Origin of the sequence: Streptomyces sp. NPDC015532 (assembly GCF_043078065.1) — a bacterium.
Taxonomy (GTDB): domain Bacteria; phylum Actinomycetota; class Actinomycetes; order Streptomycetales; family Streptomycetaceae; genus Streptomyces.
Genome location: NZ_JBIBSY010000002.1, coordinates 995,449 through 1,008,550, shown reverse-complemented (window position 1 = coordinate 1,008,550; position 13,102 = coordinate 995,449). Strand labels below are relative to the sequence as shown.

Below are 13,102 nucleotides of genomic sequence, written 5' to 3'. Positions count from 1 at the left end.
CGGCTGTAGTCCGGGTCCGGCCGGACCCGATGAGGCACGAACCCGCGGTACGGCATCACCGCAGAGGACCCGCACCGACCGGTGCGGGTCCTCTGTTTCCCCACCGGCCGGTGCGGCCCTCACAGCACCCGGCGTCTGCGTCCGAGCCAGGTCTGCGCGATGACGACGACCGCGAGGAAGGCACCGCTGACGACCTGTTGGTAGGCGGAGTCCAGGGAGCCGATCTGGTTGATGACGTTCTGAATGACCTTCAGGAGCAGCACTCCCACGAGTGAGCCGCTGATGAACCCGAACCCGCCGGTGAGCAGGGTGCCGCCGATGACGACCGCGGAGATCGCCTCCAGCTCCATGCCCGAGCCGAGGATCGTGACGCCCGACGCGAGCCAGGCCGCGTTGAGCGCTCCGGCGAGTCCCGCGCACAACCCGGACAGCGTGTAGACGGAGATCTTCGTACGGGCCACGGGGGCGCCCATCAGCGCCGCCGCGTCCTCGTTCCCTCCGACGGCGTACACGTACTGCCCGAACCGGGTGCGCCGCAGGACCACCGCGCCGAGGACGAACAGCGCGACGGTGATCCACACGGGCACGCCGACGCCGAGCAGCGAGCCTTGTCCGAGCTCCGCGAAGAACGACCCCTTGCCCACGAGATACGTCTTCGAGCCCTCGTCGGTGACGGAGAGCAGAATGCCCCGGGCTCCCAGCATCGAGGCCAGCGTGACGATGAACGGGGCGAGGCGCGAACGGGCGATCAGCAGTCCGTTGACGAGGCCGATCAGTCCGCAGACGGCCAGGGGCAGCAGCAGCGCGACGACCGCTCCGTACCGGGATCCCCAGGCCGCGAGCACGCCCCCGAGCGCGAACAGAGAGCCCACCGACAGATCGATGCCGCCGGTGATGATGACGAAGGTCATTCCGAGCGCGACCACGGCGAGGAACGCCGAGGAGAGCGCCATGTTCTCCAGGTTGTCGCCGGTCAGGAAGGTGTCGAAACTGAGGGACGCCGCGGTCATCGCGATGATCAGCGTGACGAGCGCGCCGTGCTGCTGGGCGAGGGCGCTGAGCCGTTCGGAGCGGCCGGCGCCGGTCGGTTCCTCCTCGGCCGTGTTCTTCGCGCGCACCGGAATGTCCACGTCGGTCGTCATCGCTTTCCTCGTTCCCGGGCCGCGTAGACGGCGAGGACGATCACCACGGCCTGGGCGATCTGGGTCCACGACGGCGGCAGATCGTGCTTGATGAGCGTGGTGGTGAGCAACTGGATGAGGACGGCGCCGGCGACCGTGCCGCCGATCCGGATACGGCCACCGCTCAGCGGTGTACCGCCGACCACGACCGCGGTGATGGCGGACAGTTCCATCAGGTTGCCGAGCGAGGACGGGTCGCTCGCGGTGAGGCGGGCGGTGGCCAGGACGCCCGCGACGGCCGCGAGGACGCCCGAGCACACGTACACGAGGACGAGGACGCGGCGCACCGGCAGTCCGGCGAGGCGGGCCGCGGGGCGGCTGTCCCCGATGGCGAGGAGGCTGCGGCCGAAGGTCGTACGGCGTACGACGAAGCCGACGAGCAGGGCGAGGGCCGCGGCGATCAGGACGACGTACGGGACGCCCAGGACGTCGCCGGAGCCGAGTCGCGCCATGGCCGGGTCGTGGACGTCCTTGAGCTGGGGGAGGAGCACCAGGGCCAGCCCGCGCCCGGCGACCATCAGGGCGAGTGTCGCCACGATCGGCTGGACACCGACGAACGCGATGAGCGATCCGTTCGCGACCCCGATCACGGCGCCGCCGACCAGCGCGATCAGGACGGCCATCCCGGGGCCGTAGCCGAGATAGAGGGACAGGAGCGAGGTGGACAGGGCCATCACCGAGCCCACCGCCAGGTCGACACCCTCGCTGCCGATCGCCAGCGCCATGCCGAGCGCCACGATGAGGACCGGCGCGACCTGCACGGCCTGGGTGCGGAAGTTCTCCGTGGACAGGAAGTGCGGGGTGAGGACGGTGTTCACGAGGAAGAGGACCACGACGCCCAGGTAGACGCCGTACTCCTGGAGCAGGGCCAGCAGACGGTCGCGGTCGGCGGTGATCCGGCCGAGGGTCAGGTCAGTCATCGTGGCCTCCCGGTCCGGTGCCCTTGTCGGTGGCCGCGGCCGTGACCGCGGGGGCGGCGGGTGCGGTGGCGATGGCGCGCATCAGCCGGTCCTCGGTGACGGCGTCGCCCGTCAGTTCCTCCACGACCGCGCCGTCCTTGAGGACGATCACCCGGTCGCTGCCCTCGATCAGTTCCTCGGGGTCGGAGGAGATGAGCAGGACGCCCAGCCCGTCGCCGGCCAGTTCGTCGATCAGTTTCTGCACCTCCGCCTTGGCGCCGACGTCGATGCCCCGGGTCGGCTCGTCGAGCAGCAGGACCTTGGGCTGCATGGCCAGCCAGCGGGCCAGCAGCACCTTCTGCTGGTTGCCGCCGGACAGTTCGCCCACCTTCTGATGGGGGCTCGCGGCCTTGATCCGCAGCCGCTTCATGAACGTCTCCACGATCCGGTCGATGCGTGCCTCGTCGACCAGACCGAAGCGGGAGAGACCCGGCAGCGCGGCGAGCGCGATGTTCTCGCGGACCGAGAGGCCCGGCACGATCCCCTCGGCCTTGCGGTCCTCGGGCAGCAGGCTGATGCCGGCCCGGATCGCGGCGGGCGTCGATCCCGTCCGTACGCGCACACCCGCCACCACGACCCGCCCGGAGTCGGTGGGGAGCGCGCCCGCGATGGCCTTGGCGGTCTCGGTGCGCCCCGAACCGAGCAGCCCGCCGAGTCCCACCACCTCCCCGGGCCGCACGGAGACGGACACGTTGTGCAGACGGTGACGTACGGTCAGTTCCCTTGCCTCCAGGACGGGTTCGGAGTCGGTCTCGTGGCCGCCCGCGAACTTGGTCAGGCCCTCCTGCCGTACGTCCGCGATCTCCCGCCCCAGCATCAGCGCCACGAGCCTGAGCCGGTCGAGTTCGGCGATCCGGCCCGTGTGGACGACCTTGCCGTCGCGCAGCACGGTGACCGCGTCGCAGATCTCGTACAACTCGTCGAGCCGGTGGCTGACGTAGATCACCGCGATGCCCCGCTCGCGCAGCATCCGGATCACGCCGAACAGGGTCCGCACCTCGCGTGGTTCGAGCGAGGAGGTCGGTTCGTCCATGACGACCACACGGGCGTCGACCGAGACGGCTCGGGCGAGGGCCACCATCTGCTGTGCGCCGACGCCCAGTTCACGCAGTGGCCGGCGTACGTCGACGCGCAGGCCCAGGTCGCGCAGTGCCTCCTCGGCCTGCCGGTGCATGCTCCGGAAGTCGATCAGGCCGAGGCGGCCGCGGGGTTCGCGGCCGAGGAAGAGGTTGCGGGCCACGCTCATCAGCGGGACCAGGTTGACCTCCTGGTAGATGGTGGAGATTCCCGCGTGCTGCGCCTGGAGCGGGGTGGCGAAGCGGACCGGGGCACCGTCGTACGTCACCTCGCCCTCGTCGGCCTGGTAGACGCCGGTGAGCACCTTGATGAGCGTCGACTTGCCCGCGCCGTTCTCACCGATGAGGGCGTGCACCTCCCCGGCGCGGGCCGTGAAGTCCACGAGGGACAGGGCCTTCACGCCGGGGAAGGTCTTCGACAGGCCGGTCACTGACAACATGTCAGAAGGCCTTGCCCAGGTCGGTCTTGGCGTTGTCCTTGGTGTACGCGCTGTCCTGGATGACGATGTCCTGGGAGACCTTCTCGCCCTTGGTGAAGCTGTCCAGGGTCTGGAAGGCGAGCGGCCCGAAGCGCGGGTTGGACTCGATGACGCCGTCGATCCAGCCGTCGACGATGCCCTGGACGGCGTTGCGGGTGCCGTCGATCGTCACGATCTTCACCGCGCCGGGCTGCTTGCCGGCCCCCTTGAGGGCGTTCACCGCGCCGAGGCCCATCTCGTCGTTCTCGGCGTAGATCCCGGTGATGCCGGGCTTGGACTGGATGAGGTTCTCGGTGACCGACTGGCCCTTCTCCCGGGCGAATTCACCGGTCTGCTTGAAGACGATCTTGAGACCGGGCGCCTTCTCCTTGATGCGGTCCTCGAAGCCCTGGGTGCGTTCCGTGGTCACGTTGTTGCCCGCGGCGCCGAGCAGGATGGCGATCTCGCCCTTGCCGCCCGTCGATTCGATCATCTGGTCCGCGGCCCGCTTGCCCTGCTCCACGAAGTCGGAGCCGATGAAGCTCACATAGTCCTTGCAGGCGGTGGCGTTGATCTTGCGGTCGATGGTGATGATCGGGATGTGCTTGGCGGACGCCGAGCGCAGGACCGGTTCCCAGCCGTCGGAGTTGAGCGGCGCGATCACGAGGAGGTCGGCGCCCTTGGCGATGAGGTCCTGGACATCGCTGATCTGCTTGGAGAACTGCGACTGGGCGTTGGACGTCAGCAGTTTCACGCCCAGCTTGTCCGCCTCGGCCTTGATCGACGCGGTCTCGGCGATCCGGAAGGGGTTGGCCTCCTTCTCGGACTGGGAGAAGCCGACGGTGGCCGACTTCAGGTCGATCTTCTTGGCCCCGTAGGCGTCGATGGCGCAGGTCGGTCCCGAGCCCGTGGACGGTGAGGCGACGACCTGGCCCTGGTCGCTCTGCCCGGCGGAACTTTTGTCCTTGCCTGTGCTGTCGTCCTCGGACTTCGCGCATCCGGAGACGAGCGCGAGGCTCGTGATGAGGCCGGTGGCGAGGAGGGTCCTGGCGGAGGTGCGGTGACGTGGTGCGAGCGGCTTCATGGAGTCCCCAAACGGCGCGGCCCCGGCGCTGAGAGCGCTCCCGGGGAAGATCGGCTCTTGCGGTCAACTCGGTGTACTCGTCGTTCCGGGGAGGTTTTTACATCGTTGGAAGAAGCCTGTAAAGCCCTCCGTCCGAAATCCCGTCAGCGTCGCCCCAGCGTGCTCTCGCGCTCGACCAGCCTGAAATCGGCGGTCAGTTCACGTCCGCCGGGTTCGGTCCGGCCCGACAGACTGCGCAGCAGGGAGGCCACCGCCATCCGCGCGATGGCCTGCTTGTCCGGCGAGATCGTCGTCAGGGTGACCGCCCCGAACCGCCCCTCCTCGATGTCGTCGAAACCCACCACCGCCACGTCCCACGGCACCCGCAGACCCCGTTCGTGCAGCACCCGCATCGCACCGATCGCGACCAGGTCGTTGTACGCGAAGACGGCGTCCGGACGCACCCCGGAGTCCAGCAGCCAGGCCATCGCCCGCGCACCCTCGTCGCGGTCCCAGCCACCGACCGGAACCACGAGTTCGTCGGGCGCCGGCACCCCGGCCTCCGTCAACTCCGCGCGCCAGCCCGCCAGTCGCAGATGCGCGGGCCGGTTGGCCGAATCCGTGCGGGCCCCCAGGTAGGCGATCCGCGAGCGTCCGCGGCTCAGCAGATGGCGTACCGCACTGCGCGCGGCCGACACGTTGTCGATCGCGATGTGGTCGTAGGGCAGTTCGTACTGCCGCTCACCGAGCAGCACGAGCGGTACGTCGTCGGTCCGGGAGCGCAGGTCCTCGTCCTCGAGCTCCAGCGGGCTGAGGATCAGACCGTCGATGACATTGGCCCGGAAACCCTGGCTCACCAGCACTTCCTGCTCCCGGTCGCCGCGGGTGTGGTCCAGCAGGACGGTGAACTCGTGCTCGGCGGCCGCGTCGATGACGGCTCCCGCCAGCTCCGCGAAGTACGGGTTGCCCAGCTCGGGGACGGCGAGGGCGATGATGCCCGTGCGTCCTTTGCGCAGGTGGCGTGCCGTGAGGTTCGGCCGGTAGCCCAGCTCGTCGATGGCCTCCTGGACCCGGGCCCGCATGGCCGGAGTGACGTGCGGATAGTTGTTCACGACGTTCGAAACCGTCTTGATCGAGACGCCGGCGTGCTCCGCGACGTCTTTCAGGCTGACCCGCAAGGGATCTCCTCTTCATCGATGTGCGCCTCTGTCACCTGGGCATTTGTCATGACCCTGGACAGAGATCGGGACCCGTGCTGTGATGCCCACTCCCGCTACTTCCAACGTTGTACAGACTGAAGCAACGAGCCGCCACCCTTCCTCAGCCAAGGAGGATCCGTGCGCAACAGCAGACTCCGAACCCACATGGCACTCTTACTCGCCGCGGTTCTCGGCCTCGCGGGACTCACCGCGGCCCCGGCCGCCACCGCGGCCGACGACCCCGTGGAAGTCCACGGCCTGAAGGGCGAGTACTACACGCAGTCCGCCCCCGGCGCCTTCGACTTCCACGAGCTCAAAGCCACTGGACTGGACACCAATCTCGACTTCGACAACCTGGAGCCCCGACTCGCCTTCGCCACCGGGCGGTCGGACGACGTGAACGTCCGCTGGACCGGCCGCATCGTCCCCGAGAAGACCGGCCCGCACACGTTCTCGATCATCGGGGACAACGGCTTCAGGCTGTGGATCGACGGACACCTCGCCATCGACCACTGGGTCGACGACTGGGACCGCGAACAGACCGCACAGCCCATCGACCTGACCGCCGGACAGGCGTACGACATCAAGGTCGAGTACTTCGAGCACTTCGGCGGCTCCAACCTCCATCTGCGCTGGACCCCGCCGGGCGGCACCAAGACGGCCGTCCCGCGGTCGGCACTCCGGCTGCCCGACGGATACGCCTACGACGGCGCCATCGCGACCACGGTCCAGGGCGACGGCCGCAGCCTGCGCCTCGACTTCGCCCAGCCGCTGACCGCACCCCCGGCGGGCCTGACCGACCACGTCGAAGCCGTCATCGGTGGCGCCAAGTGGCCATTGACCACAGCCACATTGGACCCCGCCGACCCCAAGTCCCTGATCGTCGGCCTGAAGGAACCCGTCGTCGGCAACAAGACCGGTACGGCCAAGGGCACCGCCGACCTGCGCTACGACGGCAAGGGCGGCCTCTCCGGGACGAACGGCAACGTTGTCAGCGCCTTCTGGAGCAGCGGACCCAACCACTCCACCCACGAGCTGCGGACGAAGTGGGCCGACGACGTCGACGCCGGCAAGGCCCGCACCGAGTACCCCCGGCCCCAGCTCACCCGGGCCGACTGGCGTGATCTGAACGGCTCCTGGCAGTTCGCCTCCGCCAAGGCCGGCGAACAGCCCCCGGTCGGCAAGCAGCTCGCCGAGAAGATCCGCGTGCCCTATCCGGTGGAGTCCCAGCTCTCCGGCATCGAACGGCACGAGGACCGCATGTGGTACCGCCGCACCTTCACGGTGCCCTCCGGCTGGAAGGTCGGCTCCGGCAAGCGCCTCCAGCTCAACTTCGGCGCCGTCGACTGGCGGGCCGAGGTCTACGTCAACGGCACCAAGGTCGCCGAACACCAGGGCGGCTACGACAAGTTCAGCGCCGACATCACCGCCGCGCTGAAGCCCGGCCGCACCCAGGAACTGATCGTCGGCGTCTACGACCCGACCGACGCGCAGGGCGGCGAGAACCCGCCGGTCGGCAAGCAGCGCCTGGACCCCAGCGGCATCTGGTACACCCCGTCCTCCGGTATCTGGCAGACGGTGTGGATGGAGCCCGTGGCCTCCGACCACGTCGACTCCCTCAAGCTGACACCCGACGTCGGGAACAGCCGGCTCACCCTCGAACCGAAGGGCGTCCGCGACGGAGTGCCGGTCACCGCGACCGCGTACGCCGGACACCGCAAGGTCGCCACCGTCAAGGGCCGTACCGGGCAGCCGCTCGTCCTGAAGATCACCGACCCGCACCTGTGGTCACCTGACGACCCCTTCCTCTACGACCTGAAGGTGAGCGTCGGCGCCGACCGCGTCGCCAGCTACTTCGGCATGCGGTCGATCGCCGTGGAGCAGGTGGACGGAACCCCCCGCACCGTCCTCAACGGCAAACCTGTCTTCATGATGGCCACCCTCGACCAGGGCTTCTGGCCCGACGGCCTGCACACCGCACCCACGGACGAAGCCCTCGCGTACGACCTGAAGATGCACAAGGAGATGGGCTTCAACGCGGTCCGCAAGCACATCAAGGTGGAACCCGACCGCTGGTTCTACTGGGCCGACCGCCTCGGCCTGATGGTCTGGCAGGACATGCCCGCCATGACGGCCGGGGTCAACCCGAGCGCCGCGTCCCGCGCCGAGTACGAGCGCGAGATGAAGCAGATGATCGACGAGCACATCAGCAGCCCGTCGGTCGTCATGTGGGTGACCTTCAACGAGGGCTGGGGCCAGTACGACGAGGCCCGCATCGCCGACCAGGCCAAGGCCTGGGACCCGACGCGCCTCGTCAACTCCATGTCGGGCATCAACCTCGGCGTGGACGGCGGCACGGGCGACATCATCGACGAACACGGCTACCCGAGCCCCGCGCTGCCACCGAATCCGGACGGAAAACGGGCCCTGGTCAGCGGCGAGTACGGCGGGCTCGGACTCGCGGTGCCCGGACACGCCTGGTCCGTGCAGCAGTCCTACGTCGACGTCGACCCCTCGGCCTACACCGACGACTACCTGGCCCGCCTCGCCGAAGTGCATCAGCTCGCCTGCAAGGGCGGCAACGGCGCCGTCTACACCCAGATCTCGGACGTGGAAGGAGAACTGAACGGCCTGATCACCTACGACCGCACGGTGGTCAAGCCCGACGTGGCCCGGCTGAAGGCCGCCCACGACGCGCTGATCCACGACGCGTCACAGGCGACACCGGCCGGCTGCTCCTGACGACGAGGCGCCCGGCACACGCCTCCCCGCGGCTCCGGGCGCGCATCGCACCGGCCCCCTGACGGGCCGTCGGGGCGGGGGGGGCCCCCCCCCCCCCGGGGGGGGGGGCGCCCCCCCCCCCCCCCCCCCCCCCCCCGCCCCCCCCCCCCCCACGGCCGTACCCCTCACCCATGAGGAACGAGCATCCGGGGAACGCGGGTACCGCTCCACGGCCTCCACCGGTTTTGTCCGGCGGCACGTCGGGCCGGATCGCGGCGGACACGACGCTACTGTCGGCGGTATGGACGGTGATCGCCGAGGGTGGCGCCAGTGTTTGCTCAGCGGGGCGGTGTTCGCCGTCTGCATGGCCGGCACCACGCTGCCGACCCCCCTCTACGGCCTCTACCAGGAGAAGTTCGGATTCTCCGAGCTGACCGTCACCATCGTGTACGCCGTGTACGCCTTCGGGGTCATGGGCGTGCTGCTGCTCGCGGGCAACGCCTCGGACACGGTCGGCCGGCGTCCCGTGCTCCTGTGGGGCCTCGGCTTCGCGGCGGCGAGCGCCGTCTGCTTCCTGGCCGCCACCGGTCTGGGCTGGCTGTACGTGGGACGGCTGATGTCGGGCCTGTCCGCGGGCCTGTTCACCGGGGCCGCCACCGCCTACGTGATGGAGCTGGCACCGCCGGGAGGCGCCGCCCGGGCCACCTTCGTCGCCACGGCCGCCAACATGGGCGGACTCGGCTGCGGTCCGCTGCTCGCCGGCCTCCTCGCGCAGTACGCCCCCTGGCCGCTGTACCTGCCGTTCGCCGTCCACCTCGCCCTGGTGGCACTCTCCGCCGCCGTGGTGCTGTGGCTGCCGGAGACCGTCCGCGAACGCCGCCCGCTGAACACCGTACGACCGCAGCGGCCCGGACTGCCCCCGCAGGTCCGGCCCGTGTTCACGCCACCCGCGATCGCCGCGTTCGTGGGGTTCGCCCTGTTCGGGGTGTTCACCTCCGTCAGCCCCGCGTTCCTCGCCGAGTCCCTGGACGTCACCAACCATGCGGTGAGCGGACTGGTCGTCGCCCTCGCCTTCTTCGCCTCGACCGCCGGGCAGCTCGCCGTCGGTCGGGTCGGAGCGGGGCGGTCCCTGCCCCTGGGCTGCGCCGCACTCCTCGGCGGCCTCGCCCTGCTCGCGGGCGCGCTGCGTTGGGACCTGTTGGTCCTGGTGGTGCTGAGCGCGATCGTCGGCGGAGCCGGTCAGGGCCTCGCGTTCCGCGGCGCCCTGACCACCGTCGCCAAAGCCTCGCCCGAACATCAGCGAGCGGCGGTGATCTCCACCCTGTTCGTGGTCGCGTACGCGGGCATCTCGGTGCCGGTGATCGGAGTGGGCGTACTGGTGGGTCCCATCGGCCTGGAGGGCGCCGGGCTGGTGTTCATCGCGTGCATGGCCGTACTGGTGTCGGTCGCGGGCGTCTACCTCCTCCGGCGGCCGGCTCCCCATCCGCGTTGACGGTGGCTGGACTGCACTGACGTGTGGCTGGATTCATGATGCCGGAGACGCTTTGCCGTATTCCGTCATTCTTTTTATTGGCGCTTTGCCTATTCGTTTCGGTGCCTGCCCGACTGGACCGGAAAGGGTGCAGCGGGCAGAGGGGATTGTCCGTCCCGTCTGTGCTTTTAATTTCACGGTCGTTCCGACCCCGCGATCGAATTTTTTGGCGCGCCCGGAACATATACAGGCATACCGGAAGAGTCCATTTCGGCACGTAATGAGTCCACGGCTTTTCCGTTACTCTGACGGCCGACAGCTGTGGCACACGCCGGTCGAGGAATTCTCCCGGCGTGCGATGCCGTCAGGCGTGGAGGGGCGTCAGAGCAATATGAACAAGCGAAGAGTGTGGGTCGCTGTCGCCGTCGTGACAGCGGGGGTCAGCGGCGTCGGTGTCCTCTGCGGCTTTTCAGGGGGCTCCGGGGGAAGCGGCAGCGGTCAGGACAAGCCCGTCGCGGGGCCGGTGCGGACTCATGTGCGCTCCGCCGCGTTAGAGGTCGACGGCGACCACGCCGAGATCCCCCAACGCGACACCCAGCCCTTCAGTCTGGTGGGCCTGTCGTGGACGAAGCCGGCCGCGGATCTGCCCGGCTCGGTCGAGGTCCGTGCCCGCAGCGCCGGCAGCGGTGACTGGGGAGCGTGGAAGTCTTTGGACGTCGGCGGCCGCGGCGCCGCGGCCGAGGAGAGTCGGCGTGGCGCCACCGAACCGGCTTGGGTGGGCTCGTCGGACGGCGTGCAGGTGCGTGTCGACGGCCGGGGCTCCACTCTTCCGGCCGGACTCCGGCTGGAGATGGTCGATCCGGGCAAGGGCGCCGCCGCTGCCGCTCCCGAGCCGGCGGCCTACGCCGTCGACGCGGAGCCCAGTGACGAGGTGACCGCGACTCCGTCCGACACGGTGACCACCGCACCGGAGGAGGGCGAATCCACGTCCCCGCCACCGGCGGACGACTCCGCGTCGCCTTCGCCCGGCGAGAGCACTTCGAGCAGCGCTCCGGCGGCGACGACCACGCCCAGCGCGTCGTCCAGTGTGTCGTCCAGCGCTTCACCTGACGCGACGGTGCCGCCGGCGCCGACGTCCACGGCTCCGAAGCCCGTCATCGTGACCCGGGCCCAGTGGGGAGCCGACGAGTCGCTGAACGATGAAGCGCCCGGCTACGGCACGGAGATCAAGGTCGTCTTCGTCCATCACACCGTGGACGCCAACACCTACACCTGTGCCGAGTCGGCCGCTCTGGTCCGCGCCATCCGCGCTTACCACATCAAGAGCAACGGCTGGAAGGACATCGGCTACAACTTCCTCGTGGACAAGTGCGGCACCATTTTCGAGGGCCGCAAGGGCGGTGTGGACCAGTCGGTGATCGGGGCCCACAATCCGGGCTTCAACACCAACTCCGCGGGCATTGCCGTCCTCGGTGAGTACTCCTCGATCGACGCGTCCGCTGCCGCCAAGTCCTCGGTCGCGCAGATCGCCGCGTGGAAGCTCGGCCAGTACCGCCACGACCCGGCGGGCAAGGTCGATCTGACGGCGAGTATGGACAACGGCAAGTTCAAGCTCGGCCAGACCGCGTCGTTCTATCGCATATCAGGCCACCGTGACGGCTACTTCACCGAGTGCCCCGGCAACAAGCTGTACGCCTCCGTGCCCGAGATCCGCGCCCTGGCCGGAGGTCCCGTCACCGGGCTCGCCCTCAAGCCCTTCACCGGTGCCGGTCTTTCCGGTACCACCGCGTACACCAAGGGCTCCCTCACGGTGAACTGGACGACGACGACGGCGTCCGCCTTCATCCGGCGCTTCGACGTTCTCGTGGACGGGGAGGTCGCCACGACGGGCGGTCCGACGGCCACGTCGGCCCCCCTGACCCTCACCCCGGGCAGTCACACCCTCGCCGTGCGCGTCACCCACATCTCGGGGAAGACCACGGTCACGCCCGACACGACCGTCGTCGCCGAGACCACCGCGCCGACCTTCTCCACCAAGCCGTCGCTGTCCCTGCGTACCGGAACCGTCGACACCACCGCCGTCCCGGTGACGCTGGGCTGGAAGGGTGCCGACAACAGCACCTTGAAGGAGGTCCGCCTCACCAAGCCGTCCGCGCACACGTACGGGCCGACCGTCACCAGCGCGGCGCTGACGGCGAACTCCGGTACGGCCGGCACCTGGTCGATGACCGCGTACGACTACGCCGGAAACACTGCTTCCGCCTCCCTGACCGCCACCCCGACGATCCTCCAGGAGACGTCCGCGACCCGGACCGGTACCTGGGCGACGAAGGCCTCCAGCAGCTACCTGGGCGGCAAGTCGTACAGCAGCACCGCCAAGAACGCCTCGCTGACCTGGACGTTCACCGGCCGCTCGGCGGCCTGGGTGGTCTCCCGCGCCGCCGGCTCCGGCCAGGCGGACATCTACGTCGACGGCGTCAAGGCCACCACGGTGGACATGAAGTCGGCCACCACCTCGTATCGCACGGTGCAATGGACCAAGACCTGGTCGGCGAGCGGCGCCCACACGGTGAAGATCGTGGTCACCGGCACCCCGGGACGCCCGACCGTCACGACCGACGGGCTTGTCTACCTCAAGTAGGACCTCGCGATCCTGTGCCGGGCGGTGCTTCACGCGCCGCCCGGCAGTTTTTATGCCGTCCGACGGAAGGACGGCCGAACACAGGAGGGCTCGATCGCAAGTCCCCCTGAAAACGTTGTGCCGATACAGGCACCTTCCATTTCACCCCCTTCTCGCACCATGCCTGGTGAGTGCGGTGGGCATGCCTCACCCAGCTCCAGCGCTTCGTACTCCATGAAGATCTGAGTTTCGATGGCGGCCTTGCAGCGGTGTCATTTATTGCGTTGAGGCAGTGGCTTGTTTTCTCTAAGGGTGGCTGAATCAAATATGGCGGGGGCGTTTTGTTGCCATTCC

Annotated in this window: 8 protein-coding genes; 3 read left to right on the top strand and 5 right to left on the bottom strand. The window is 69.1% G+C overall.

The window, feature by feature from the left end; genetic code table 11:
- Window positions 1-119: 119 nt before the first annotated feature.
- The 5 genes from ACF07B_RS11155 to ACF07B_RS11135 form a co-directional block, all read right to left on the bottom strand.
- Window positions 120-1,142, bottom strand: coding sequence for an ABC transporter permease (locus ACF07B_RS11155; RefSeq protein WP_392178690.1), 1,023 nt, complete (start codon window positions 1,140-1,142; stop codon window positions 120-122).
- Window positions 1,139-2,101, bottom strand: a complete 963-nt coding sequence (locus tag ACF07B_RS11150) for an ABC transporter permease (RefSeq protein ID WP_392178689.1) — start codon at window positions 2,099-2,101, stop codon at window positions 1,139-1,141. The genes ACF07B_RS11155 and ACF07B_RS11150 overlap by 4 nt, the downstream gene beginning before the upstream one ends.
- Complete coding sequence (locus tag ACF07B_RS11145) at window positions 2,094-3,656, bottom strand: sugar ABC transporter ATP-binding protein (RefSeq protein ID WP_392178688.1); 1,563 nt, start codon at window positions 3,654-3,656, stop codon at window positions 2,094-2,096. The genes ACF07B_RS11150 and ACF07B_RS11145 overlap by 8 nt, the downstream gene beginning before the upstream one ends.
- A gap of 1 nt (window position 3,657) precedes the next feature.
- Window positions 3,658-4,758: an ABC transporter substrate-binding protein gene (locus tag ACF07B_RS11140; RefSeq protein ID WP_392178687.1), complete on the bottom strand. Its 1,101-nt coding sequence runs from the start codon at window positions 4,756-4,758 to the stop codon at window positions 3,658-3,660.
- Window positions 4,759-4,901: 143 nt separating this feature from the next.
- Window positions 4,902-5,915, bottom strand: a complete 1,014-nt coding sequence (locus ACF07B_RS11135; RefSeq protein WP_362396347.1) for a LacI family DNA-binding transcriptional regulator — start codon at window positions 5,913-5,915, stop codon at window positions 4,902-4,904.
- A 159-nt stretch (window positions 5,916-6,074) separates the two neighbouring features.
- Here ACF07B_RS11135 and ACF07B_RS11130 point away from each other — a divergent pair, with 159 nt between their 5' ends.
- The 3 genes from ACF07B_RS11130 to ACF07B_RS11120 all read left to right on the top strand — a co-directional run bounded on the left by ACF07B_RS11130 (window position 6,075) and on the right by ACF07B_RS11120 (window position 12,769).
- Window positions 6,075-8,678 (top strand): PA14 domain-containing protein, encoded by a 2,604-nt coding sequence (locus ACF07B_RS11130; RefSeq protein ID WP_392178686.1) that lies wholly within the window; start codon window positions 6,075-6,077, stop codon window positions 8,676-8,678.
- Window positions 8,679-8,958: 280 nt separating this feature from the next.
- A complete protein-coding gene (locus ACF07B_RS11125; protein ID WP_392178685.1) occupies window positions 8,959-10,149 on the top strand; it encodes an MFS transporter in 1,191 nt (396 codons plus the stop codon).
- 370 nt (window positions 10,150-10,519) lie between these two features.
- Complete coding sequence (locus tag ACF07B_RS11120) at window positions 10,520-12,769, top strand: N-acetylmuramoyl-L-alanine amidase (RefSeq protein ID WP_392178684.1); 2,250 nt, start codon at window positions 10,520-10,522, stop codon at window positions 12,767-12,769.
- The last annotated feature ends 333 nt before the right edge of the window (window positions 12,770-13,102 follow it).

Excerpts from the sequence above, each read along its gene's own strand:
- ACF07B_RS11150 (WP_392178689.1), bottom strand. The coding sequence starts at position 2,101 with ATGACTGACCTGACCCTCGGCCGGATCACCGCCGACCGCGACCGTCTG.
- ACF07B_RS11125 (WP_392178685.1), top strand. The coding sequence starts at position 8,959 with ATGGACGGTGATCGCCGAGGGTGGCGCCAGTGTTTGCTCAGCGGGGCG.
- ACF07B_RS11120 (WP_392178684.1), top strand. The coding sequence starts at position 10,520 with ATGAACAAGCGAAGAGTGTGGGTCGCTGTCGCCGTCGTGACAGCGGGG.
- ACF07B_RS11155 (WP_392178690.1), bottom strand. The coding sequence starts at position 1,142 with ATGACGACCGACGTGGACATTCCGGTGCGCGCGAAGAACACGGCCGAG.
- ACF07B_RS11145 (WP_392178688.1), bottom strand. The coding sequence starts at position 3,656 with ATGTTGTCAGTGACCGGCCTGTCGAAGACCTTCCCCGGCGTGAAGGCC.
- ACF07B_RS11140 (WP_392178687.1), bottom strand. The coding sequence starts at position 4,758 with ATGAAGCCGCTCGCACCACGTCACCGCACCTCCGCCAGGACCCTCCTC.